At 63.0% G+C, this 22,536-nt stretch carries 24 protein-coding genes; 20 read left to right on the top strand and 4 right to left on the bottom strand.

The genetic code is table 11. From position 1 onward, the window contains the following. Positions 1-176: 176 nt before the first annotated feature. Entirely contained in the window at positions 177-1,454 is a 1,278-nt protein-coding gene (locus NKH02_RS02025; RefSeq protein ID WP_352875926.1) for a 4-aminobutyrate--2-oxoglutarate transaminase, read from the top strand. A 48-nt stretch (positions 1,455-1,502) separates the two neighbouring features. Here NKH02_RS02025 and NKH02_RS02020 read toward each other — a convergent pair whose 3' ends face one another. Genes NKH02_RS02020 through NKH02_RS02010 form a run of 3 tightly spaced genes read right to left on the bottom strand, consistent with a single transcriptional unit; the run spans position 1,503 to position 3,356 of the window. Beyond that, positions 1,503-1,829, bottom strand: a complete 327-nt coding sequence (locus NKH02_RS02020) for a type II toxin-antitoxin system RelE/ParE family toxin (protein WP_352875924.1) — start codon at positions 1,827-1,829, stop codon at positions 1,503-1,505. A 5-nt stretch (positions 1,830-1,834) separates the two neighbouring features. After that, positions 1,835-2,065, bottom strand: coding sequence for a type II toxin-antitoxin system ParD family antitoxin (locus NKH02_RS02015; RefSeq protein WP_352872117.1), 231 nt, complete (start codon positions 2,063-2,065; stop codon positions 1,835-1,837). Positions 2,066-2,102: 37 nt separating this feature from the next. Further along, the gene (locus NKH02_RS02010; RefSeq protein WP_352875923.1) at positions 2,103-3,356 is read right to left on the bottom strand and encodes an NAD(P)/FAD-dependent oxidoreductase; all 1,254 of its coding nucleotides are present in this window, start codon (positions 3,354-3,356) and stop codon (positions 2,103-2,105) included. Positions 3,357-3,790: 434 nt separating this feature from the next. Here NKH02_RS02010 and NKH02_RS02005 point away from each other — a divergent pair, with 434 nt between their 5' ends. The 18 genes from NKH02_RS02005 (at position 3,791) to trmB (ending at position 21,369) form a co-directional block, all read left to right on the top strand. Further along, positions 3,791-5,080, top strand: coding sequence for an imelysin family protein (locus NKH02_RS02005; protein ID WP_352875921.1), 1,290 nt, complete (start codon positions 3,791-3,793; stop codon positions 5,078-5,080). A gap of 111 nt (positions 5,081-5,191) precedes the next feature. Further along, complete coding sequence (locus NKH02_RS02000) at positions 5,192-5,503, top strand: (2Fe-2S)-binding protein (protein WP_352629776.1); 312 nt, start codon at positions 5,192-5,194, stop codon at positions 5,501-5,503. Next, positions 5,469-5,954 carry a bacterioferritin gene (bfr, locus tag NKH02_RS01995; protein WP_352629774.1) on the top strand — a complete coding sequence of 162 codons (486 nt, stop codon included), beginning with the start codon at positions 5,469-5,471 and terminating at the stop codon, positions 5,952-5,954. Before NKH02_RS02000 ends, bfr begins: the two co-directional genes overlap by 35 nt. Before the next feature lie 12 nt (positions 5,955-5,966). Further along, the gene (locus NKH02_RS01990) at positions 5,967-7,565 is read left to right on the top strand and encodes a di-heme oxidoreductase family protein (protein ID WP_352875919.1); all 1,599 of its coding nucleotides are present in this window, start codon (positions 5,967-5,969) and stop codon (positions 7,563-7,565) included. Further along, positions 7,565-8,644 carry an imelysin family protein gene (locus tag NKH02_RS01985; protein WP_352875917.1) on the top strand — a complete coding sequence of 360 codons (1,080 nt, stop codon included), beginning with the start codon at positions 7,565-7,567 and terminating at the stop codon, positions 8,642-8,644. Before NKH02_RS01990 ends, NKH02_RS01985 begins: the two co-directional genes overlap by 1 nt. 352 nt (positions 8,645-8,996) lie before the next feature. Then, positions 8,997-10,103 (top strand): DUF1513 domain-containing protein, encoded by a 1,107-nt coding sequence (locus tag NKH02_RS01980; protein WP_352875915.1) that lies wholly within the window; start codon positions 8,997-8,999, stop codon positions 10,101-10,103. Positions 10,104-10,211: 108 nt separating this feature from the next. Then, on the top strand, positions 10,212-10,889 hold the full coding sequence (tsaB, locus tag NKH02_RS01975) for a tRNA (adenosine(37)-N6)-threonylcarbamoyltransferase complex dimerization subunit type 1 TsaB (protein WP_352875913.1): 678 nt from the start codon (positions 10,212-10,214) through the stop codon (positions 10,887-10,889). A 62-nt stretch (positions 10,890-10,951) separates the two neighbouring features. After that, positions 10,952-11,446 (top strand): ribosomal protein S18-alanine N-acetyltransferase, encoded by a 495-nt coding sequence (rimI, locus tag NKH02_RS01970; protein WP_352875910.1) that lies wholly within the window; start codon positions 10,952-10,954, stop codon positions 11,444-11,446. A gap of 20 nt (positions 11,447-11,466) precedes the next feature. Next, a complete protein-coding gene (gene olsA, locus NKH02_RS01965; RefSeq protein ID WP_352875907.1) occupies positions 11,467-12,267 on the top strand; it encodes a lyso-ornithine lipid O-acyltransferase in 801 nt (266 codons plus the stop codon). A gap of 73 nt (positions 12,268-12,340) precedes the next feature. Next, positions 12,341-13,750, top strand: coding sequence for a tRNA (N6-isopentenyl adenosine(37)-C2)-methylthiotransferase MiaB (gene miaB, locus NKH02_RS01960; RefSeq protein WP_352875905.1), 1,410 nt, complete (start codon positions 12,341-12,343; stop codon positions 13,748-13,750). An 83-nt stretch (positions 13,751-13,833) separates the two neighbouring features. Further along, the gene (locus NKH02_RS01955; protein WP_023758127.1) at positions 13,834-14,826 is read left to right on the top strand and encodes a PhoH family protein; all 993 of its coding nucleotides are present in this window, start codon (positions 13,834-13,836) and stop codon (positions 14,824-14,826) included. 18 nt (positions 14,827-14,844) lie between these two features. After that, positions 14,845-15,345, top strand: a complete 501-nt coding sequence (gene ybeY, locus NKH02_RS01950) for an rRNA maturation RNase YbeY (protein ID WP_352872128.1) — start codon at positions 14,845-14,847, stop codon at positions 15,343-15,345. Positions 15,346-15,373: 28 nt separating this feature from the next. Then, positions 15,374-16,468, top strand: coding sequence for a hemolysin family protein (locus NKH02_RS01945; protein WP_352875903.1), 1,095 nt, complete (start codon positions 15,374-15,376; stop codon positions 16,466-16,468). A gap of 16 nt (positions 16,469-16,484) precedes the next feature. Then, positions 16,485-16,955, top strand: coding sequence for a VOC family protein (locus NKH02_RS01940; protein WP_352872136.1), 471 nt, complete (start codon positions 16,485-16,487; stop codon positions 16,953-16,955). A gap of 103 nt (positions 16,956-17,058) precedes the next feature. Then, entirely contained in the window at positions 17,059-18,651 is a 1,593-nt protein-coding gene (gene lnt, locus NKH02_RS01935; protein ID WP_352875901.1) for an apolipoprotein N-acyltransferase, read from the top strand. A 138-nt stretch (positions 18,652-18,789) separates the two neighbouring features. Continuing rightward, the gene (locus tag NKH02_RS01930; protein ID WP_352872132.1) at positions 18,790-19,209 is read left to right on the top strand and encodes a helix-turn-helix domain-containing protein; all 420 of its coding nucleotides are present in this window, start codon (positions 18,790-18,792) and stop codon (positions 19,207-19,209) included. A gap of 169 nt (positions 19,210-19,378) precedes the next feature. Further along, entirely contained in the window at positions 19,379-20,644 is a 1,266-nt protein-coding gene (metK, locus tag NKH02_RS01925) for a methionine adenosyltransferase (protein ID WP_352872133.1), read from the top strand. Positions 20,645-20,667: 23 nt separating this feature from the next. Next, positions 20,668-21,369, top strand: coding sequence for a tRNA (guanine(46)-N(7))-methyltransferase TrmB (trmB, locus tag NKH02_RS01920; RefSeq protein ID WP_352875899.1), 702 nt, complete (start codon positions 20,668-20,670; stop codon positions 21,367-21,369). Positions 21,370-21,430: 61 nt separating this feature from the next. On the opposite strand, the gene NKH02_RS01915 is transcribed toward trmB, so the two are convergent. Further along, positions 21,431-21,595 carry a hypothetical protein gene (locus tag NKH02_RS01915; protein WP_352875897.1) on the bottom strand — a complete coding sequence of 55 codons (165 nt, stop codon included), beginning with the start codon at positions 21,593-21,595 and terminating at the stop codon, positions 21,431-21,433. A gap of 285 nt (positions 21,596-21,880) precedes the next feature. Between NKH02_RS01915 and rimP the strand changes: the two genes are divergently transcribed. Further along, complete coding sequence (rimP, locus tag NKH02_RS01910; protein ID WP_352875894.1) at positions 21,881-22,525, top strand: ribosome maturation factor RimP; 645 nt, start codon at positions 21,881-21,883, stop codon at positions 22,523-22,525. The last annotated feature ends 11 nt before the right edge of the window (positions 22,526-22,536 follow it).

The raw sequence follows: 22,536 nt of genomic DNA, 5'->3' as shown, positions 1-22,536 counted from the left end.
TAATCGATCCCTTGGAAAAGGGAACCTCCCTCGTACGCGTATCGGTCGGCTGGTTAAGCCGGGATCACAGGCCCAATCGCCTGCCGGTGGTGCCGACTTGAGGAAAACGTGAAATAAGGTCAGAAGACGTGTCAGCGGCATCAAACAAGAAGGGGCGCCGGCCCGATGAGGACACCATGAAGAATTCAGCCATCTCCGAACGCAAGAACCAAGCGATCTCGCGCGGCGTCGGCATGACCACGCAGATCTATGCCGACCGGGCCGAGAATTCGGAGATCTGGGATGTCGAAGGCCGTCGCTACATCGACTTCTCGTCGGGCATCGCCGTCGTCAACACCGGTCATCGTCATCCCAAGGTGATCGCGGCGGTCAAGGCGCAGCTCGACCGCTTCACCCACACCTGCCATCAGGTGGTGCCCTATGAAAGCTATGTGCGGCTGGCCGAACGGCTGAACGGCATGCTGCCCGGCAAGTTCGAGAAGAAGACGATCTTCGTCACCACCGGCGCCGAGGCGGTCGAGAACGCTATCAAGATCGCCCGCAACGCCACCGGCCGCCAGGCGGTCATCGCCTTTGCCGGCGGCTTCCACGGCCGCACCTTCATGGGCATGGCGCTGACCGGCAAGGTCGTGCCCTACAAGGTGGGCTTCGGCGCCATGCCGGGCGACGTCTATCACGCGCCGTTCCCGGTGCCGCTGCATGGCGTATCGGTCGCCGATTCGCTTGCCGCCCTCGACCGCCTGTTCAAGGCCGATGTCGACCCGGCCCGTGTCGCCGCCATCATCATCGAGCCGGTCCAGGGCGAGGGTGGCTTCTACGAGGCGCCGCGCGAGTTCCTGACGGCGCTGCGCAAGCTTTGCGACCAGCACGGCATGCTTCTGATCGCCGACGAGGTGCAGACCGGCTTTGCCCGCACCGGCAAGATGTTTGCGATGGATCACCATGAGGTGGCGGCCGACATCACCACCATGGCCAAGAGCCTGGCCGGCGGTTTCCCGCTGGCCGCGGTCACCGGGCGCGCCGAAATCATGGATGCACCCGGCCCCGGCGGGCTCGGCGGAACCTATGGCGGCAGCCCGATCGGCGTCGTCGCGGCGCACGCCGTGCTCGACGTGATCGATGACGAAAAGCTGTGCGACCGTGCCAACACGCTGGGTGCAAGGCTGAAGCAGCGGCTGCAGTCGATCCGCGACGACGTGCCCGAGATCGTCGACATCAGAGGCCTCGGTTTCATGAACGCGGTCGAGTTCAACGACGTCAAGAAGGGCCTGCCGTCGGCCGAGATCGCCAACGCGATCAGGCTGAAGGCGCTCGACAAGGGCCTGATCCTGCTGACCTGCGGCGTCTATGGAAACGTCATCCGCTTCCTGGCGCCGATCACCATCCAGGACAGCGTCATGAACGAGGCGCTCGACATCCTGGAAAGCTCGATCCGCGAAGTCTGCGCTGCTTGATCGGGCGCCCATTTCTCCTGACGGCCTCGCGAGCGGGTGAACGTGCCGTCAGGAGCTTGGATTCTGTAACCAGGCTGGAATGTCCATCTTGGCGTGCAGGACCCGCCACACATCGATATGGTCGATCTGCTCAAGATAGAAAATCAGGTATGGGTAGCGCTTGAGTTGCACGCTACGCAGCCCAGGCAATCCAATTTCATAACCATACCTGAGAGAGCCCGATGCCGGATGGCTGGCTATCAGTTTGTAGGCGTTTTGAAGGTCCTCGATATAGCCCAACGCCATATGCGAACCAACTTCGCGTGCATAATAATCAACGGCGTCCTCGATATCCCGCAGAGCAAGGCTTCGAGGAACAATTGCCTTCGTGGCCACTTAATTTATTGGCTCTGCGCTCGTTTTCTCAGCGCGGCGAAATAGTCATCGTCTACGGGAGCGCCCGGCGCGGATGATGCGCCCTCGAGGAGCAAACCGCGCAGAAGTTGACGATCCTGATCGTGGCGGATCAATTCACGCACATACTCGCTGCTCGTGCCATAGCCGCGATCCGTCACTTGCTGATCGACAAAATGCTTCAAGCTGTCGGGCAGTGAGATATTCATGGTGCTCATTCAGGCATTTTATTGCGTATGGCAAAAATTGGCAATCCTAAGCACTGGCCTTGACTGGCTCCATGTCCTGATACGCGGCCAACGCCGCTTTCAGGCCCTCGGGGCCTGCCGCGATCGTTTCCGGCGTCGGCGAGAAGCCGGCGCCGAGCATTTTGCGGCCAAGCATGTGGTCGCCGGGACGGTTGACGGATTCGATGCCGAGCAGCCGGTCGCCAGCATAGTGATAGATCGAGAATTTGTTGTCTGGCAGGTCGCCCAGCACGACATGGTGGTCGCCACCGGCGGTCAGGCCGACCATCTGCAATTTCATGTCGCCGATATCGGACCAGAACCACGGTACCGCCGAATAGGCGTCGGCATGGCCGGTGATCGTACGCGCGGCAAGCCGCGCCTGGTCGGTGGCATTCTGCACCGATTCCAGCCGCACGTCGCCGCCGGTGAACCAGTGCCGGTAGGAGGCAGCGTCGCCGATGGCGAGGATTTCAGGCGCCGAAGTGCGCATCTGGTGATCGACGCGGATGCCGTTGGCGATGCTAAGGCCTGCTGACTGCGCCAGTTCGACATTCGGCACGGCGCCGATGCCGACGATGACCATGCGCGCCGGCAGCCTTTCGCCTGACGAAGTCATCGCTGCCGTGACATGGCCGTTTTCGCCTTCGAGCCTTGCAATCGAGGTGCCGGTGAGGACGCGCACGCCTGTCGCTTCCAGCCGTTGGCGCACATGGCCCGCCACGACCGGCGCCACGGCGCGGCCGAGCAGCCGGTCCAGCGCTTCGACCACGGTCACCGTGCGGCCGGCGGCCCTCAGCGTCGCGGCGATCTCCAGCCCGATGAAGCCGCCGCCGAGGATCACGACCTCGTCGCTCCGGGCGCTCAGTTCACGGATCAGCCGCGCATCGGCGAGCGAACGCAGCGACAGCACGCCGGAAAGATCGGAGCCTGGCAACGGTAGGATACGTGGGCGCGAGCCGGTCGCCAGGATCAGGTGATCGAAAGCAAGTGCGCCGCCGCCGGCAACATCCAGGCTGCGGCGTTCGGCATCAATGCGATCGATCCTGACGCCCGGCCGATAGTCGATGGCGCTGCCGGTGTAGAAGGCCCCGCCGCGCAAGGGTTGCGGTTTGGCCTCGGCATCCTTGATGAAGGTCTTCGACAGCGGCGGCTTGTGGTAGGGCAGTTCGTTCTCGTCGCCGACGAGGATCACCGGCCCGTCATAGCCGTCCTCGCGCAAGCTTGCGGCCGCTTGCACGCCCGCATGTCCCGCGCCTACAATGACCACACCGTTCTTCATCGCATTCCAATCCGGATTCCGAGTCTAGGATGTCCCGCCAAGTGGCAATTGTCTGGCGCCGCCGCAAGAGAGCTTTTGCGGGTCGCACCCGGGATGGCGGCTGTCAATCGTACAGTTCGTCCGCAAGACCGGTGCAGGCAAGGGATAAAGTTGATAGTTGTAGTTTAGAATAATTCTAAACTATTGTTTCAATTGATTTTTCTTGCTGATCTCCATTGACATCCGGCGATGTCGCAGCTTTATGGAAGCTCGCGCGTCAGCGCATCCCTTTAATGTCTGGGCCTTGAACCCTTTCGATTGGAGGCATTTTGGTGTCTTTCTTCCGCGAACCGCGCGATGGCGCGGCATCTCTTGCGCCCAATGGCTTGCAGATCGCCAGGCGCCCGTTGCCTCGTGCGCCATTTACAGAATTTCCGAGAAACTGGAGAGTGATTATGACAGCACGATATGGCGGCAGGTTTGCCGCGATCGGCGCCACGGCCCTGCTGACGGCGGCGGTGTTCGTGTTGCCGGCCAAGGCGGAAACCGATGCGAAGGCGGTTATCAAGACCTATTCCGACATAGCGCTCGCCAAGTATGAGGATTCGCTGACCACCGCGCAGGCGCTCGACAAGGCAGTCGACGCGTTGCTTGCCAATCCCTCGGTGGAAACGCTCAATGCAGCCCGCGACGCCTGGAAGGCATCACGCGTTCCCTACCAGCAGACCGAGGTTTACCGTTTCGGCAACAAGATCGTCGACGACTGGGAGGGCAAGGTGAATTCCTGGCCGCTGGACGAAGGCCTGATCGACTATGTCGCCAAGAGCTACGGCACCGAATCGGACGCGAACGCGCTCTATACGGCCAATGTGATCGCCAACAAGGAGATCGAGATCAACGGCAAGAAGGTCGATGCCTCGAGCCTGACGCCGGAATTTCTCTCCGGCACGTTGCAGGAAGCCGGCGGCGTCGAGGCCAATGTCGCCACCGGCTACCACGCCATCGAATTCCTGCTCTGGGGCCAGGACCTGCATGGCACCGGCCCGGGCGCCGGCGAACGTCCCTATACCGACTACGACCTCAAGAACTGCACCGGCGGCAATTGCGACCGTCGCGCCCAGTATCTGAAGTCGGCCAGCGACCTTCTGGTCTCCGATCTTCAGGAGATGGTCGGCAACTGGAAGGAAGACGGTGCCGCGCGTAAGGCTCTCGTCGATGGCGAGCCGAACACCGCCATCTCGACGATCTTCACCGGCATGGGCTCGCTGTCCTACGGCGAACTGGCCGGCGAACGCATGAAGCTCGGCCTGCTGCTGCACGATCCGGAAGAGGAGCATGACTGCTTCTCCGACAACACCTACAACTCGCATCTCTACGACGCCATCGGCATTCGCGCTGCCTACCATGCCAACTATACCAGCCTCGACGGCACCGTCGTTTCGGGTCCCTCGGTGGCCGACATGGTGAAGGCAGCCGATCCGGCGATCGACAAGGAGCTGTCGGACAAGCTCGATGTCACGGTCGCCAAGATGGAGGCGATCAAGGCGCGGGCACTGGCCGGCGAGGCCTATGACCAGCAGATCGCCGAGGGCAACACGCAAGGCAATGCCGCCGTGCAGGCAGCGATCGACGCGCTGATCGACCAGACCAAGTCGATCGAACGCGCCGTTGGCTCCCTGAAGCTCAGCACCATCGCCTTCGAGGGGTCCGACAGTCTCGATGCACCCGACAAGGTGTTCAAGTAAGGTCGAAAGGCTGGAGCCTGATCCGGAGCCGGACATCGGCTTCGGCATGGGGTCCGGTAGAAAATAAAGCCACACGGCGCGGGAGGCGCCGTCAGCCATCCGAGCAAATTAATGCTGATCTGCCATTGCAACATTATCACTGAGAAGGAGATCGAGCAGACGATCGTCGGGCTGCTGGATCAGGATCCCTGGCAGCTGATCGTACCGGCGAAGGTCTATCATGCCATGCAAAAGCGCGGTCGCTGTTGCGGCTGCTTCCCAAATGTGGTGGAAACGATCATTCGGGTCACCGAAAATTACCACGCCCGCTCGGAGGCGAGCGGCGTGGATATCGTTTCACACCTGGATCGCGTCCGAAGCCTGCGCGTCCAATACGGGAGCAGAAATCATGAAAGGCGACCCGCAGGTCATCGAGCGGCTTAACGAGGCCCTTTTTCTGGAGCTAGGGGCCGTCAATCAGTACTGGGTGCATTTCCGTCTGCTGGAGGACTGGGGATACGCCAAGCTGGCAAAGAAGGAGCGGGCGGAATCGATCGAGGAGATGCACCATGCCGACAAGCTCGTGGCTCGCATCATCTTCCTTGAAGGCCATCCGAATCTGCAGTCCGTGGCGCCGCTGCGCATCGGCCAGAACGTCAAGGAAGTGCTCGAATCCGACCTTGCCGGCGAATATGACGCGCGTACCGCCTACAAGCGTTCACGCGAAATCTGCAACGACGCGGGCGACTATGTGACGATGAAGCTGTTCGAGGAATTGCTGGCCGACGAGGAAGGTCATATCGACTTCCTAGAGACGCAGCTCGACCTGCTTGCCTCTATCGGCGAGGAAAAATACGGCCAGCTCAACGCCGCATCGGCGGACGAGGCGGAGTAAGGGCATGCGGGAATGCGGCGCCTGCTAGAATTCGTGCGCCGCTCGCGGCGGGCCGATGGCTCGCCGCTCCCTCGGAAGACGCCAGCCAAATTGGCGCGTCGGCGCTGTATCGCCCTCGTGATGGCGCTCACCTCTTCGGCGATGGCCGGTGATCTTCAACCCGCCGGCCTCGCCACGCGCACCGACCTCGATGCGAAGGATCAGGCGCGCGTCACAGCAATCACAAGGCCGACGTCGGATTTCTCCAGACCGGAGCAATTCGAATTGATGCAAGCGGGCGCCGGCACGTCAAGAAAGGACGTCAGCCGCGATTCCTTCTCGCAATCCTCGGCCAACATCACCTTCGAGGAAGAGGGCGACTTCAAGCTCGGCAATGCCCTGTTTCGCAAGAACTGGGTGTCGTCGCCGTCCTCGACGCAGGCCTCGGACGGGCTCGGCCCGCTGTTCAACGAACGCGCCTGCCAGAATTGCCATCTGAAGGATGGCCGCGGCCGTCCGCCGCAAGGCGACGCCGTCACCACCTCGATGTTCCTGCGGCTGGCGCGTGAGGCCAGCAGCGCGGAAGAGAGAGCAGCACTTGCCGACCACAAGGTGCTCAATTTCCCCGACCCGGTCTACGGCGCGCAATTGCAGGAACTGGCGGTGCCCGGCTTGCGCGGCGAAGGCCGGATGCATGTCGACTATCAGGAGCGTAAGGTGGAGCTGACGGACGGCGTCGTGATTTCCTTACGCAAACCAAGCTACTCGGTTGTCGATCCTGCCTATGGACCACTCGATCCGCGCATCACGCTGTCGCCGCGCCTGACGCCGCCGATGATCGGCCTTGGCCTGATCGAAGAGATTGCGCCGGCCGATATCCTTGTCCGCGCCGACCCGAATGACGGGGACGGCGACGGCATTTCCGGCAGGCCCAACATCGTGCGCGACGGCCCGGGCGGAGAACTGACGCTTGGCCGTTTCGGCTGGAAGGCGCAGACGGCGTCGATCCGCCAGCAAGCGGCGGATGCCTTTGCCGGCGACATCGGCATCTCGACGCCGGAAGAACCAAAACACTGGGGGGATTGCACCGCCGCGCAGGCCAAATGCCTCGCCATGCCGACCGGTGCGCAGCAGCGTCTCGGCCCGGTCGAAGCGCCGCCGCCGGTGATGGATCTGGTCACCTTCTATTCGCAAAACCTCGCCGTGCCGGCGCGCCGCGACCTCGACCGGCCAGATGTGCTCACCGGCAAGAGGGTCTTCTATGAAATCGGCTGCATTGCCTGCCACACGCCGAAATTCGTCACCCGTCGCGGCACGCCCAACAAGGCTCAGGCCTTCCAGTTGATCTGGCCCTATTCCGACTTCCTGCTGCACGACATGGGGCCTGACCTGGCTGATGGCCAGGCCGTGGGCGAAGCCACGGGCAATGAGTGGCGCACGCCGCCGCTGTGGGGCATCGGCCTGACCGAGACGATCAGCGGCAATTCCTTCTTCCTGCATGATGGGCGCGCACGCAGCCCGACCGAGGCGATCCTTTGGCATGGTGGCGAGGCGCGGAAGGCACGCGACCGCTTTGCCGCCGCTGATGCGGCCGACCGCGATGCGCTGCTCAAATTCCTGGAGTCACTGTGATGCTCAAGCGCTGTGTGTTGTTTCTCGTTCTTCCGCTGGCTCTGCTGGGCGCCGTCCCAGCATCCGCGGCGGCCAAAGCCTCCGAAATCATCCAGGGGGCAATCGACGGCTTTGTCCGCCCCGCCTATGCCGGCCTGCATGAGCATGCGGAAGCCCTAACGAAAGCGATGCACAAGCTCTGCGAAGCGCCCTCGCAAGGGGAGCTCGATGCCGCGCGCGCGGCATTTTCCGCCACCGTCTATGCCTGGTCCTCAGCCGAAATCATCGGATTCGGACCGATCAAGGAGAACAACCGGCTGGAACGCATGCTGTTCTGGCCAGATCGCAAGAGCATCGGCCTGAAGCAGGTGCAAGCGGCCTTGGCGGAGAAGGATGCAACCGCCACCGATCCGGCACAGCTGGCCGGCAAGAGCGTCGCCATGCAGGGACTGGGCGCGCTCGAATTCGTGCTCTATGGCGACGGCGCCGAGGGACTTTCCGGCAAGGATGATCCCTATCGTTGCGCCTATGGCGCGGCGGTTGCCGGCAATATCGAAACCATGGCCGGTGAGGTCAGCGCCGCCTGGAACAAGCCGGACGGCTTTGCCGCTCTTTGGGCCAATCCGGGGCCTCAGAACGCACTTTATCGCGACGGCAACGAAGCGGTGACGGAACTGGTCGGCGTCTTCATCAATGAGCTGGAAATGGTTCGCGACGTGCGCCTGAAAGGGTTTTTCGGCGGAAAGCCGGATGCGGACAAGCCGAAACAGGCGATCTACCGGCGCTCGCGGAACACCGCCAATTCGCTAGCCGGCAATCTGTCCGGGATAGACACGCTGTTCCAGGCATCGAAGCTTGGCGATGCGTTGCCGGCCGATGCGCGCTGGATGGCCGAGTCGATCCACATCCAGCTGGTCAACGGTGTCGCCACCGCGAAGTCCATCCAGGGCCCGATCGACAAGGCGCTTGCCGATCCGGCACTGCGTGAAAAACTCGACCATTTCGCGATGATCACCTCCAGCCTGTCGACCTTGATCGGCACCAGGCTGACCGCCGAATTCGGCCTGACCGCCGGTTTCTCGTCGCTGGATGGGGACTGAGCATGATCTCGAGATCGGCCAAAACGCCCATAGTTTCGTCATCCTGGGGCGAAGCAAGGAGCGAAGCGACGCAGCGCAGACCCCGGGATCCATGCCGCGACTTCAAAGCGCTGCCGCGGTCCAGAATTTTGCTCCGTTGCACCCGACGGTCGAGGTCACGGCATGGATCCTCGGGTCTCCGCGACGTCGCTTCGCTCCTGCTCCGCCCGTGGATGACGAAATTCCGGAGGCTTCGGCCAATTTCCAACGTCTGCGATAGATCATTCCAAGAACCGGTAGGTGCCAAGCGTCAGCTCCGATCCGCAAAAATCACCCTGTCTTGGAGCGAGCCAGTGCAGGGGAGGATCGCCTCTTGAAAACCTCCCTCATCGATCGCCGCGATTTCCTGAGGGCTGCGGGTATCGGCTTTGCCGCCGCAATGACGCCGTCGGCCTTGGCAAAAACGCTTACGGCGGACGCCGTCTTCGCCACCGCCTTCGTCAAGCGCGACGGCAGCTATGGCGCCGCGGTCCTGTCCGAGGCCGGCAAGGTCCTGCACGCGATCGACCTGCCTGATCGCGGCCATGACGTCACCTTCGATCCCACATCGAAGCGTTCGGTGGTCTTCGCTCGCCAGCCCGGCACGTTCGCCGTGGTATTCGATCATTCCGGCCGGAACGCGCCGCTGACCATCGCCAGCATCAGCGGCCGGCATTTCTTCGGCCATGGCGCGTTCTCGCCCGACGGGGCGCTGCTATACGCCACCGAAAACGACTTCGACAACGCTGCCGGTGTGGTAGGCATCTACGACGCGCGGGCGAAGTTCAACCGCATCGGTGAGTTCCCGACCCATGGCATGGGTCCGCACGAGCTTCTGCTGCTGGGCGACGGCAGGACGATCGCGGTTGCCAATGGCGGCATCGAGACCCATCCGGATTACGGCCGCACCGAGCTCAACATCGCCACCATGAAGCCGTCCTATGTGCTCATCGACCGCGTCACCGGCGATCTCATCGAGAAACACGAATTGCCGGCCGCGCTGCACCAGCTGTCGATCCGCCACATGGACGCCGACCCGTCCGGCACCGTCTGGTTCGGCTGCCAATACCGGGGGCCGGGCACCGATCGTCCGCTGCTGGTCGGCCGCGCCGCGCGCGGCAAGGACTTGCAGCTCCTCGACATGCCTCGGGACGTGCTGTCCGGCTTCCGCAACTATATAGGCTCGGTCGCCGCCAATCCGCTTGCCGGCACCGTCGCCATCTCCTCGCCGGAAGGCAACTCGCTTGTCGTGATCGATTCGGCGAGCAGCCGGGTCGTCTCGGCCAGCGCACTGGTCGAAGTCTGCGGCGTGGCACCTGACGGAACCGGCTTCATGGCCACCACGGGCGCTGGCGAGATCGTCGAGGGCAGCGGTGCGACACGCTCCGAACCGGACTATGTCTGGGACAACCACATGCTGCGTATCGAACAGGCTGCGTAGATATTTCCCGCCGGGGCGAAGCGAAGCCGCTTAACGAATTATGCACTATCCCCTTGCGGTGGCGGGCCATGGCGGGCACAGGGAATTGTTTTTCGAACCGGTCGCTCCATGAAACTGCTTGCCATCGACTGTGCCGCCAACCTCTGCGCCGCTTGCGTCTATGACGCGGCGGCGAAGCAGGAGCTTGGCCGTTCGGTGCTCGATCTCGGCAAGGGCCATGCCGAGCACCTAATGACCGTCATCGCCGAAGCGCTGAAGGCAAGTGCCACCGACTATGCCGGTCTTGGCGCCATCGCCGTTTCGGTCGGCCCGGGTTCCTTCACCGGTCTGCGTGTCGGCGTCTCGACCGCGCGTGGCTTGGCGCTGGCGTTGAAGATCCCCGCGATCGGGGTGACGACGCTCGAGGCGCTGGCCGCTGAAGCAGCAGCGGCATTTCCCGGCCGCGCCGTGCTGGCGGCGCTCGATGCGGGTCGCGAGGAAATCCATGCCGCCCTCTACGATGAAATGTCGGCTTTGACTTACGGTCCGGCTGTGGCCACACTGGCTGACGTCGTGGCGATGGCGACGGAAAATTCTTCGGTGCTTGCCGGTACCGCGGCGGCGCTGATCGTCGCATCGGCGGGGGGCGGCTTCGATATCGGCCCTCGGACAGCCACGGCGGACATTGTCACCTACGCCGGCCTAGCTGCCGCCAAGGGTCCGGGCGAAAGGCCAAAACCGCTTTACTTGCGCGGCGCCGACGCCAAGCCGCAGGCCGGGTTCATTCTTTCAAGGCTCGGACCATGATCCCGAAAAGTGGACGCCGATTTTCGGAAGAGATCATGGTCAATCAAGAAAACGAAAACTAAATGCGCATACCTTTTCTCCAACCACGCCGCCGGGACTATGCGCTCGAGCCGCTGAAGATCGCCGACAGCCCGGCGGTCTCGCTGCTGCATCGCGAGGACTTTGTCCGCCCATGGACGGATGGCGAATTCGCTGCCTTGCTCGAACAGGACACCGTATTCGGCTATGCCGCGCGCGAAACCGGACAGGGCTCCAAGCCGCCCGTTGGCTTCGTGCTGGCCAGGCTCGCGGCCGGCGAAGGCGAGATACTGACCGTTGCGGTGGCGCGATCGCACCGCCGGCAGGGGCTCGGCTGGCAATTGATGGACGCGGTACTGCGCGAACTGCACGCGCAGCGTGCCGAGGCGCTGTTCCTGGAGGTCGACGAGACCAATGTCGCGGCGATCGCGCTCTATCGGCGGCTGGGCTTCCGCGAGGTCGGCAAGCGACCGAATTACTACAAGTCGCCAGAAAACGGACCGACCGGCGCGCTTGTCATGCGCCGCGATCTTCGCTAGCCAGAGGCCGGGATAGGGCGATGATCAAGAAAATCAGGATTTTCCTGGCGCTGGGCCTCGTTGTCGCCGGTTCGCTGGCCCTCGTGCCCTTGCAGATACTGTCGATGAAGACCGGCTGGTGGCCGGAAACCTTCATCCTCAAGATATGGCACAGGCTGATCATCCGGGCGCTCGGCATGCGCATCCATGTCAAGGGAACGCTATCGACCAAGCGTCCTTTGCTTGTGGCATCCAATCACATCTCGTGGACCGACATCATGGTGCTCGGCTCATTTGCCGACGTGAAATTTATCGCCAGAGCCGATATGGAAGGCTGGCCGCTGATCGGCATGCTGTCGAAGCTGCAGCGCACCGTGTTCATCGAGCGTGAGCGCAAGCGGTCCTCGGGCGACCAGGCAAGCGAGATCGCCAGCCGCATGGCCAAAGGCGACGCCATGGTGCTGTTCGCCGAGGGCTCGACAGGCGACGGCAACATCGTCCTGCCGTTCAAGAGCACGCTGTTTGGCGCCGCCTCGATGGCGATTTCGGAAGGTGCGGCCGAGCAGGTCTTCATCCAGCCGGTGGCGATTGCCTATACCCGCCTGCATGGCGTGCCGCTCGGCCGGCGCCACCGCCCGCTTGCAGCCTGGATCGGCGATGAGGATTTGATGCCGCATCTCAAGGTGTTGCTGGCGGAGGGGGCCCTCGACGTCGAGGTGCATTTCGGCGAGGCGATTGCTTTTTCCAAGGGTTCGAACCGCAAGGAAACGTCGAAACTGATGGAAAGTCAGGTGCGCGGGATGATGCAGGCAGCGCTTGCCGATCCGCGCCCGAGCCGCTAGCCCCGGCCGCGCCCGCGGGCGCATGCCGAGAATGGTCTGTTTTTTGTCACGGAAAGGCGTTAGAAGCCGCCAGATGGACTTGAACACGATCGAAAGCGACGACATCCGCACCGCGGCCGGACAGCCGGAGGTGCTTTCAACGGCAGCGAAAAAAGTCTTCATCAAGACCTATGGCTGCCAGATGAACGTCTATGATTCACAGCGTATGAGCGATGCGCTCGCCGCCGATGGCTATTCCGCGACCGATGCCATCGGCGAGGCCGACCTGGTGTTGCTCAACACTTGCCATATCAGGGAGAAGGCGGCGGAAAAGGTCTATTCCGAGCTCGGCCGTATCCGCGATATGAAGGCCGAACGCGCCTTGGCCGGCCGCGAGATGCTGGTCGGCGTCGCCGGCTGCGTGGCGCAGGCCGAAGGCGCCGAGATCCTCCGCCGTTCGCCGGCCGTCGACCTGGTCATCGGCCCGCAGACCTATCACCGGCTCCCCGATGTGCTGGCGCGGGTGCGCGGCGGCGAGAAGATCGTCGAGACCGACTACGCCATCGAGGACAAGTTCGAATACCTGCCGCAGCCGAAGCGCGCCGAGGTCATCAAGCGCGGCGTCACCGCCTTCCTCACCGTGCAGGAAGGCTGTGACAAATTCTGCACCTTCTGCGTCGTGCCCTACACCAGAGGCTCCGAAGTCTCGCGGCCGGTGGCGCAGATCGTCGCGGAGGCTGAGCGCCTGGCGGAAGCCGGCGTGCGCGAAGTGACGCTGCTTGGCCAGAACGTCAATGCCTGGCACGGCCGGGGCGAAAACGGCGAGGAATGGGGCCTTGGCCGCCTGCTGTTCAGGCTGGCCGAAATCCCGGGCCTGGCGCGGCTGCGCTACACCACCAGCCACCCACGTGACATGGACGACGAACTCATCGCCGCCCACCGCGATCTGCCGGCGTTGATGCCCTATCTGCATCTGCCGGTGCAATCAGGTTCCGATCGCATCCTCAAGGCGATGAACCGCCGGCATACGGCCAAGGATTATCTGGCGCTGCTCGACCGCATCCGTGCTGCCCGGCCTGACATAGCGCTTTCAGGCGACTTCATTGTCGGCTTCCCCGGCGAGACCGAAGCGGATTTCGAGGCGACCATGGAACTGGTGCGTCAGGTAAATTACGCTTCTGCCTTCTCGTTCAAATATTCGCCGCGTCCCGGCACGCCGGGCGCTGAAATGCCCGATCATGTGCCGGAAACCGTCAAGGACGAGCGTCTGCAGCGGCTGCAGGCCCTGCTTGTGAAACAGCAGCAGGATTTCGGCTTGAGCCTCGTCGGCAGCACCATCGACACGCTGATCGAGAAGCCCGGCCGACAGGCCGGCCAGAAGGTCGGCCGCTCGCCGTGGCTGCAGCCGGTTATTGTTGATGAAAAGGCCGGCGAAATCGGTGACATTATCCAGGTGCGAATCACGAAGACGGGCTACAACAGCCTGTTCGCCGAATTGGCCTGAGGGTCTCGGCAGATAAGGAGAGACGGTTGAGCGCTGCGGAAGTGAAGAATCTGCCCCAGACCACTGCATCCGGGGCTTCTGATATGGCGCATATCGTTCTGACTTTCGACAACAACAAGCTTGCCAGCGCCCTTTACGGTCAGTTCGACGAAAACCTCGCCAGGCTCGAGCAGAAGCTCGGCGTCGACATCCGCTCGCGCGGCAACCAGCTGACCATCAAGGGTTCGGCGTCAGCCGCCGAGCAGGCGCGCCGCGCCCTGGACAACCTCTACGGCATTCTCCAGAAGGGCGTCGATATCGGCCAGTCCGACGTCGATGGCGCCGTGCGCATGGCAATCGCCGCCGACGATCAACTGACGTTGCCGACGCTGGAGCGCAAGGGCAAGGTCTCCGCCGCCCAGATCGCCACCCGCAAGAAGACGATCTATGCCCGATCGCTCAACCAGGACGCCTATATGCGGGCGCTGGAGCGGTCGGAACTGGTGTTCGGCATCGGCCCGGCCGGCACCGGCAAGACCTATCTGGCGGTGGCGCATGCGGCGATGCTGCTCGAGCGCGGCATGGTCGAGCGCATCATTCTGTCGCGGCCGGCGGTCGAGGCCGGCGAGCGGCTCGGCTTCCTGCCGGGCGACATGAAGGAAAAGGTCGATCCCTATCTGCGGCCGCTCTACGACGCGCTTTACGACATGATGCCGGCCGACAAGGTCGAGCGCGCCATTGCCGCCGAAGTGATCGAGATCGCACCGCTCGCCTTCATGCGTGGCCGCACGCTGGCGCACGCCGCGGTCATCCTCGACGAGGCGCAGAATACCACGCCGATGCAGATGAAGATGTTCCTGACCCGTCTCGGCGAGAACTCGCGCATGATCGTCACCGGCGATCCCACCCAGATCGACCTTCCCTCGAACACCAAATCAGGCCTGGTCGAAGCCTTGCGCGTGCTGGACGGCGTGGCAGGGGCGGTCACCGTGCGCTTCAACGACGGCGACGTCGTTCGCCATCCGCTGGTGGCGGAAATCGTCAGGGCCTATGACCGGGATGCCAAACTAGCGCGCGGCCTTGGCGCCGAGAATTGATTTTGACGATGCGGCTTCATGCCTGAGGACAAGATATCCGGCGACGGGGCGCTTCCCGTCGACATCGATATATCTGTCGAAGCGGGCGAATGGCCCGATGAGGCAAACCTGACGCGGCTGGTCGATCGCGCCGTCGCGGCTGCCTTTGCCGAGACCGGCGTGGCGGGCCGTTCCGAACTCAGCCTCGTTTTTTCCGACGATGCCCATATCCGGGCCCTCAACGCCGGTTGGCGCGGCAAGGACAAACCGACCAACGTCTTGTCTTTCCCGGCTTTTCCGTTGCTGAAAGGGGCCCCGCTGCCGCCGATGCTGGGCGATATCGTGCTGGCAGCCGAGACGGTCGCGCGCGAAGCGGCACTGGAAGACAAGCCTGTCGAGAACCATATCACCCATCTCGTCATCCATGGCCTGCTGCACTTGCTGGGCTACGATCACGAGACCGACGCCGGGGCCGAGGCGATGGAAGCCATCGAACGTGCTGCGCTCGCAAGGCTTGCCATTCCCGATCCCTACGCGTAACTACTTCTGACCAATTGACCGGACGACGATGAACGACAAACCAGAGACTGCCGCCCGCCCCGACGCCGGCAGTGCGACCAAGGCTTCCGATAAGTCGGAAGAGGGATCAAGTCCGAGTACCGTTACCTCTGGTGCTGCCAGCACCGGCAGCGTTGCCAGCGAAATATCGCCCGCCGGTCCCTCCCTGTTCGACCGCGTTCTGGGCCTGTTTAGGCAACGCAACGGAACCAGCCTGCGTGAGGAAATTGCCGACGCGCTTGCCGAAACGACGAGCGACGCCGGGGCCTTCTCGCCCGGCGAACGCGCCATGCTCAACAACATCCTGCGGCTGCGCGAGGTGCGCGTCGAGGACGTCATGGTGCCGCGCGCCGACATCCAGGGGGTCGAGATCACGACGACGCTCGGCGACCTCCTGGGCACCTTCGAACAATCCGGCCATTCGCGCATGCCGGTCTATTCCGAGACGCTCGATGATCCGCGCGGCATGGTCCACATCCGTGACGTACTGGCCCACATTACCAAGATCGCGCGCGTCAAAAAGGGCCGCACGACCAGGAAAACCCCCGCCGCCACGGTTCTCGATCTCGCACAGGTCGACCTCGCGCGCACCATTGGCGATCTCAATCTGATCCGCCCGGTGCTGTTCGTGCCGCCGTCGATGCTTGCCTCCGACCTGATGGGCCGCATGCAGACGACGCGCACGCAGATGGCGCTTGTCATCGACGAATATGGCGGCACCGACGGCCTTGCCTCGCTCGAGGACATCGTCGAGATGGTGGTCGGCGACATCGAGGACGAGCATGACGATGATGAGCCGATGATCACCCAGAGCGGTGACGGCGTGTTCATCGTCGACGGCAAGGCCGAGATCGACGATGTCGCCAAGATGATCGGCGGGGATTTCGCCGCCGGCGAACATGGCGAATATGTCGACACCATAGGCGGCATGATCTTCAATACGCTTGGCCGCGTCCCGGCTCGCGGCGAGGTGGTTCAAGCCATTCCCGGCTTCGAATTCCATGTGCTGGATGCCGATCCACGCCGCGTCAAGCGCGTGCGCATCGTACAGAGCCAGAAGGGCGAGCGCCGCCGGCGCGCCACGGCCCGTGCCGAACAGGCGTGAGCGTTTCGCTCGCCCGGTGACGGTCGACGACCCATTCAAGCGCGCAAGCCTGGGCTCCGGCGTGTTCTACAAGGATCCTCGGGCCGCGCTGGACTGGCTTGAGGCGGCCTTCGGCTTCGAGCGCAGCATGGTGGTCAGTGATGCCGAGGCAAAGCTCGTCCATTCCGAGATGCGGTTTGGCGACGGCCACATCATCGTCGATTCCGAATGGATCGATTACGTCGCCAGCCCGGCTTCGGTCGCCGGCAAGAACACGCAGTCGGTCCTTGTCAAGCTGAAGGACGGTCTGGATGCCCATTGCGAGCGTGCCAGGGCCAAGGGTGCCGAGATCGTCCAGGAGCCGGCGGATCAGTTCTATGGCGAACGCCAGTATCGGGCGCGTGATCCCGAGGGCCATGTCTGGACCTTCACGCAGACCATCCGTTCGGTTCCGCGCGAGGAGGCCGAACGGCTGGGCGGCGTTCAAATCGACGGCTGGCACCGGTAGAGTGGTGACCGGAGCTTGCATCGCGGCTTGCCATCCGGCGTTTGGTCCGCGGACCGTGGCCTGTTAAATCTTGCGTCCTGATTCGCGTGACTCGGAAGTATGCATGGTGCGCCTTGCCGGCCGGATAATTCTGCTTTGGGGTTGGCGGCGCGCGCTCGTGGCGTTTATCGCAGGCGCGTTTGCCGTGCTTGGCCAGGCGCCCTACGATTTCTTCGCCGCCTGTTTCATCTCGTTTCCCGTGCTGGTCTGGCTGCTCGACGGCGCCACCGGCGAAGCCTCCGGCAGCCTGTTCCGTCGCTTGCGACCGGCCTTCGCCGTCGGCTGGTGGTTCGGCTTTGGCTATTTCCTTGCCGGCCTCTGGTGGATCGGCTCGGCCCTGCTGGTCGAGGCCGACAGCTTTGCCTGGGCGCTTCCCTTCGCGGCGGTCGGCATTCCCTTCGCACTCGCCTTTTTCTACGGCTTTGCGGCCATGGTTGCCCGGCTCTTGTGGAGCAGCGACATCGGCCGCATCGCTGCCCTTGCCTTCGGCTTCGGGCTGGCGGAGTGGCTGCGCGACTTCCTGTTCACCGGTTTCCCCTGGAATGCCATCGGCTACGCGGCCATGCCCGTGCCGCTGCTGATGCAAAGCGTCTCGGTGACCGGCATGATCGGCATGAACGCGCTCGCGGTGTTCGTCTTCGCGCTGCCGGCGCTGCTGGCGACGCGCCGGCATCTGCGTCTCGGCGCCGGGATGTTTGCCGTGCTCGCCGCCGCCCATGTCGGCTTCGGCTATGTCAGGCTTGCCGCTCCCGAACCGCCGGCGGCGCACAGCCTGGACGTCCGCATCGTCCAGCCGGCCGTGGACCTGTCGGAAAAGTGGGACGCCTCGGTGCGCGACCGCATCTTCGCAACCTTGGTGGGGCTGTCGGCCAAGGCGCCGGACCCGGGTCACGGCAAGCCGCAACTGATCCTGTGGCCCGAAACCTCGGTGCCGTTCCTCTTCACGGAGCGTCCGGACGCATTGACGGCGCTGGGCGACATGCTGGCACCCGGCCAGATGCTGATCGCCGGCGTCGTCCGCGAGGAAGGCGGCTCGGCCGCGAATGCCGACAGCCGCTACTATAACTCCGTGGTCGCGATAGACGACAAGGGTGAAATCTCCGATGCCGTCGACAAGGTTCACCTTGTGCCGTTCGGCGAATATCTGCCTTTCTCCGATCTGCTCGAGCGTTTCGGCATCGAGCAACTGGTTGCCGGGCCGATGAGTTTTGCGGCCGGAAACGAGCGGCACGCCATCACGCTGCCCGACGGCATCCGTGCATTGCCATTTATCTGCTATGAGGTGATCTTTCCCGATCTCGTGGCAGTTGACGCTACGTCAGCACAGCTTATTGTGAATGTTACCAATGATGCGTGGTTCGGCGACACGCCGGGTCCGTATCAGCATTTCAGGCAGGCCCAGATCCGTGCGGTGGAGAATGGATTGCCATTGTTGCGTGCGGCCAACAACGGCATCTCGGCCGTGGTCGATCCGCGCGGGCGCATTGTCGACGCGCTGGCGATCGACGCCCGCGGCGCCATCGATGCCCATGTGCCGATTTCCGAACAGGCGGTCATCTCTCCTGGCCAACGACGCGTTAACGGAATGCTGATCATGTTGCTGTTTGCCATTGCGGCCGCAATTTTGAGCGTAAGGCAGAGGCTACGGGTGAATTGACAGCCCACACATTAGAAACTCATACTGTAAGCGCCTGATATTTCTCGAAGTCGGTTGATCGTTCTGTTGGGGCAGTTGCCTCCGGCTTCGTTTGGGCAGGAAAAAATAGAAAAGCCGAAAAAATTCGGCGAGGAAAAAATGACAGAAGACAACAAGAAAAAACCGAATCCGATCGATATCCATGTCGGCAGTCGCATCCGGCTTCGCCGCAACATGCTTGGAATGAGCCAGGAAAAGCTGGGAGAAAACCTCGGCATCACATTTCAACAGATTCAGAAATATGAAAAGGGCACCAACCGCGTCGGCGCCAGCCGTCTGCAGGCGATCGCGTCCATCCTAGGCGTGCCTGTCGCCTTCTTTTTCGAGGATGCGCCCGGCCAGGAGGCCGTGGCGGGCCGTGGATTTGCCGAGGATGCGTCGATGGCCTTCGCCGTCGAATTCTGCGGCAGTCCCGAAGGACTTCAGCTCAACCGGGCCTTTGTCAAGATCGCCGACGCCAAGGTGCGCCGCAGGATCATAGACCTGATCAAGTCCCTCTCGACCGACGATGCCGACTGATCCGCAATCACGCTTGGACCGGCGGCGCCCTGCCGCCGGTGGCACAAGATAACTGCATCGACATTCATGCCAGAACCGAAGCATCGCTTGACGAGCGGCGCTTCGCCCCGCTAACACGTGGCGCGCCAAAATCGGCAGCCTGCCGATCGTTTTTCAAGAGGGGACACCCGTGACGCGGCAGAACTACTTCTTTACCTCGGAATCCGTTGCCGAGGGCCATCCCGACAAAGTCTGTGACCGGATCTCCGATGAGATCGTCGATCTGGTCTATCGCGAAGCCAAGAAGACCGGCATGGACCCGTGGAAAGTCCGTGTCGCCTGCGAGACGCTTGCGACAACCAACCGCGTCGTCATCGCCGGCGAGGTGCGTGTCCCCGAGACGCTGCTGAAGAAGGACAAGGCAGGCAACATCCTCACGGATGCCGCCGGCCATCCGGTCGTCAATCCGGCCAAGTTCAAGTCGGTCGCCCGCAAGGCGATCCGCGAAATCGGCTATGAGCAGGCCGGCTTCCACTGGAAAACGGCGAAGATCGAGGTCCTGCTGCACGGTCAGTCGCCCGATATCGGCCAGGGCGTCGACAACGCCTCCGACCGTCAGGGCGAAGAAGGTGCCGGCGACCAGGGCATCATGTTCGGCTATGCCTGCCGCGAGACGCCGGATCTGATGCCGGCGCCAATCTACTACAGCCACAAGATCCTCGAACTGCTGGCAGCTGCCCGTCACGAAGGCAGCGGTGAAGCCGGCAAGCTCGGGCCGGACGCCAAGAGCCAGGTCACCGTTCGCTACGTCGACGGCAAGGCCGCCGAGGCGACGCAGATCGTGCTGTCCACGCAGCATCTCGATGCGAGCTGGGATTCGAAGAAGGTCCGCAAGGTCGTCGAACCCTATATCCGCGAGGCCTTGGGCGAGCTGAAGATCGCCGACAACTGCATGTGGTACATCAACCCGACCGGCAAGTTCGTCATCGGCGGGCCGGACGGTGACGCCGGCCTGACCGGCCGCAAGATCATCGTCGACACCTATGGTGGTGCCGCACCGCATGGCGGCGGCGCCTTCTCCGGCAAGGACACCACCAAGGTCGATCGTTCGGCGGCCTATGCGGCACGCTATCTGGCCAAGAATGTCGTGGCGGCGAAACTCGCCGACCGCTGCACCATCCAGCTTTCCTACGCCATCGGCGTTGCCCAGCCGCTGTCGGTCTATGTCGACCTGCACGGTACCGGCAAGGTCGACGAGGCAAAGCTGGAGGAGGCGCTGCGCAGCGTGATGGATCTGTCGCCATCCGGCATCCGCCGCCATCTCGATCTCAACAAGCCGATCTACGCCAAGACGTCGTCCTACGGCCATTTCGGCCGCAAGGCCGGCCGCGACGGGTCTTTCTCCTGGGAGAAGACCGACCTCGCCAAGGCGCTCAAGGACGCGGTCGCCGCCTGATAGCGACGCCGCAAAGTACCGCCATGGATCCGAAGGACAGACCAAGCCGCGCGACCGAAGCCTTCTTCGGTCGCCGGCGCGGCAAGACCATGCGTCCGCAGCAGGCGGCGGCACTGGAAAGCGGTTTCGGCACATATCGGCTCGATCTGACGGCTGAACCGCCGGCCGATCTGCACGTTCTGTTTGAAGCGGGTATTTCGGCGGTTCGCCTCGAGATCGGCTTCGGCGGCGGCGAACATCTGCTGCATCGCGCGACCGAAGCGCCGACGGTCGGCTTTATCGGCGTCGAGCCCTTCGTCAACGGCATGGCCAAGATGATGATGGCGGTGCGAGAGAAACCGCTCGCCAATCTGCGGGTTTATGACGACGATGCCACCCGGTTGCTGGATTGGTTGCCGCAAGCCTCGCTGGACGGTATCGACCTGCTCTATCCCGATCCCTGGCCGAAGAAGAAACACTGGAAGCGGCGCTTCGTCAGCCCGGTCAATCTCGAGCGCTTCGCGCGCGTGCTGAAGCCGGGTTCAAAATTCCGCTTCGCGTCCGATATCGACACGTATGTCAACTGGACCCTGCTGCATTGCCGTGCGCATGTCGCGTTCGCGTGGCAGGCTTCGGAGGCTGCGGATTGGCACCGGCCCTATGATGGCTGGCCGGGCACCCGTTACGAGGCGAAGGCCATTCGTGAGGGCCGGCGGCCGGCCTATCTCACTTTTGTCAGAACATAGGCGCGCTCACGCCCACTAGCCTCCGGCCGTTGCGAAGGCGGGTGTCGTCCACTCGCCCGATTCAGAAACGACCGATCCTGTTGAATACAGCCGGATCCATTCCGAGCTTGCGCAGGTCGTCAGCGCGCGGCTTGCGGCCTGCTTCCACGGCACGCGAGGCAGCGACCGCGCTGCCAAATGTCGTGAAGAGCTCGCCTACGGCGGATAAAATCTTGCGGTTGGTCATGGTCATGCCCCTTCGGTGCTGTGTCGTGCAAATCTTGTGCGATGTGATATAAGTGGGGATGCAGCGGCACGGCTCGCAGGGGTTTCGCCGCATGGAGGCCATGCGTCTGGCGCAACACTGGCGCCGTCACGGCTTTTGTGCGGCCCGCACGGCGGGCTTGAAACACCGGCCACGATCGTTTATATCAGCCTCAAATTCTTGGTCGGTATGACGAAGAGTGGGTCCACCCGGTCCCGCTCTTTTTTATTACCCGCCGATAACTTCGGATAGAGCGACAGGATATCAATGACTGCAACGGCAAGCGAGGGCGACGATCGCATCATCCGCGAAAGCGGCATCGATGCACGCATCGCGCTGATCGTCCAGCCGGTTCTGCGCGGCATCGGCTTCCGCCTCGTGCGGGTGCATCTGTCGGGCCAGAACGGGCTGACGCTGCAGATCATGGCCGAGCGCGAGGACGGCACCATGACCGTCGAGGATTGCGAAGAGGTCAGCCGCGCGGTGTCGCCGGCGCTCGACGTCGATGATCCGATCGAAAAGGCCTATCATCTTGAGGTCTCGTCGCCCGGCATCGACCGGCCGCTGGTCCGAAAATCGGATTTCACGACCTGGACGGGTCATCTGGTCAAGATGGAAACATCGATCGTCGTTGCCGACCGCAAGCGGTTCAAGGGCAAGATCGTCGAGGCCGGCGAAGACGATGTGCTGATCGAGCGCGAAAAGGCAGCCTATGGCGAGGAGCCGACGGTGCGTGTCCCCTATGACGCGATTTCCGAAACGCGCCTGATCCTGACCGACGATCTCATCCGCGATGCCCTGTCGAAGGACAACAGGGCGCGCAAGGAAGCCAAAAAGCGTCGCGGCGAACCGGACGACGATGAGTCGGGTACGGAAGCGGACGCCGCGGAAGAACACGAACAGGAACTATGATTGAGCTGCCG

Origin of the sequence: Mesorhizobium sp. M1396, from assembly GCF_040317725.1 — a bacterium.
In the GTDB taxonomy this organism is placed as follows: domain Bacteria; phylum Pseudomonadota; class Alphaproteobacteria; order Rhizobiales; family Rhizobiaceae; genus Mesorhizobium.
This window is presented reverse-complemented; position numbering and strand designations above follow the sequence as displayed.

Excerpts from the sequence above, each read along its gene's own strand:
- rimP (WP_352875894.1), top strand. The coding sequence starts at position 21,881 with ATGACTGCAACGGCAAGCGAGGGCGACGATCGCATCATCCGCGAAAGC.
- NKH02_RS01985 (WP_352875917.1), top strand. The coding sequence starts at position 7,565 with ATGCTCAAGCGCTGTGTGTTGTTTCTCGTTCTTCCGCTGGCTCTGCTG.
- NKH02_RS02015 (WP_352872117.1), bottom strand. The coding sequence starts at position 2,065 with ATGAGCACCATGAATATCTCACTGCCCGACAGCTTGAAGCATTTTGTC.
- rimI (WP_352875910.1), top strand. The coding sequence starts at position 10,952 with ATGCGCATACCTTTTCTCCAACCACGCCGCCGGGACTATGCGCTCGAG.
- NKH02_RS01945 (WP_352875903.1), top strand. The coding sequence starts at position 15,374 with ATGAACGACAAACCAGAGACTGCCGCCCGCCCCGACGCCGGCAGTGCG.
- miaB (WP_352875905.1), top strand. The coding sequence starts at position 12,341 with ATGGACTTGAACACGATCGAAAGCGACGACATCCGCACCGCGGCCGGA.
- ybeY (WP_352872128.1), top strand. The coding sequence starts at position 14,845 with ATGCCTGAGGACAAGATATCCGGCGACGGGGCGCTTCCCGTCGACATC.
- NKH02_RS02010 (WP_352875923.1), bottom strand. The coding sequence starts at position 3,356 with ATGAAGAACGGTGTGGTCATTGTAGGCGCGGGACATGCGGGCGTGCAA.
- NKH02_RS01990 (WP_352875919.1), top strand. The coding sequence starts at position 5,967 with ATGCGGCGCCTGCTAGAATTCGTGCGCCGCTCGCGGCGGGCCGATGGC.
- lnt (WP_352875901.1), top strand. The coding sequence starts at position 17,059 with ATGGTGCGCCTTGCCGGCCGGATAATTCTGCTTTGGGGTTGGCGGCGC.
- NKH02_RS02005 (WP_352875921.1), top strand. The coding sequence starts at position 3,791 with ATGACAGCACGATATGGCGGCAGGTTTGCCGCGATCGGCGCCACGGCC.
- tsaB (WP_352875913.1), top strand. The coding sequence starts at position 10,212 with ATGAAACTGCTTGCCATCGACTGTGCCGCCAACCTCTGCGCCGCTTGC.
- bfr (WP_352629774.1), top strand. The coding sequence starts at position 5,469 with ATGAAAGGCGACCCGCAGGTCATCGAGCGGCTTAACGAGGCCCTTTTT.
- NKH02_RS02000 (WP_352629776.1), top strand. The coding sequence starts at position 5,192 with ATGCTGATCTGCCATTGCAACATTATCACTGAGAAGGAGATCGAGCAG.
- NKH02_RS02025 (WP_352875926.1), top strand. The coding sequence starts at position 177 with ATGAAGAATTCAGCCATCTCCGAACGCAAGAACCAAGCGATCTCGCGC.
- NKH02_RS01915 (WP_352875897.1), bottom strand. The coding sequence starts at position 21,595 with ATGACCAACCGCAAGATTTTATCCGCCGTAGGCGAGCTCTTCACGACA.
- NKH02_RS01955 (WP_023758127.1), top strand. The coding sequence starts at position 13,834 with ATGGCGCATATCGTTCTGACTTTCGACAACAACAAGCTTGCCAGCGCC.
- olsA (WP_352875907.1), top strand. The coding sequence starts at position 11,467 with ATGATCAAGAAAATCAGGATTTTCCTGGCGCTGGGCCTCGTTGTCGCC.
- NKH02_RS01930 (WP_352872132.1), top strand. The coding sequence starts at position 18,790 with ATGACAGAAGACAACAAGAAAAAACCGAATCCGATCGATATCCATGTC.
- trmB (WP_352875899.1), top strand. The coding sequence starts at position 20,668 with ATGGATCCGAAGGACAGACCAAGCCGCGCGACCGAAGCCTTCTTCGGT.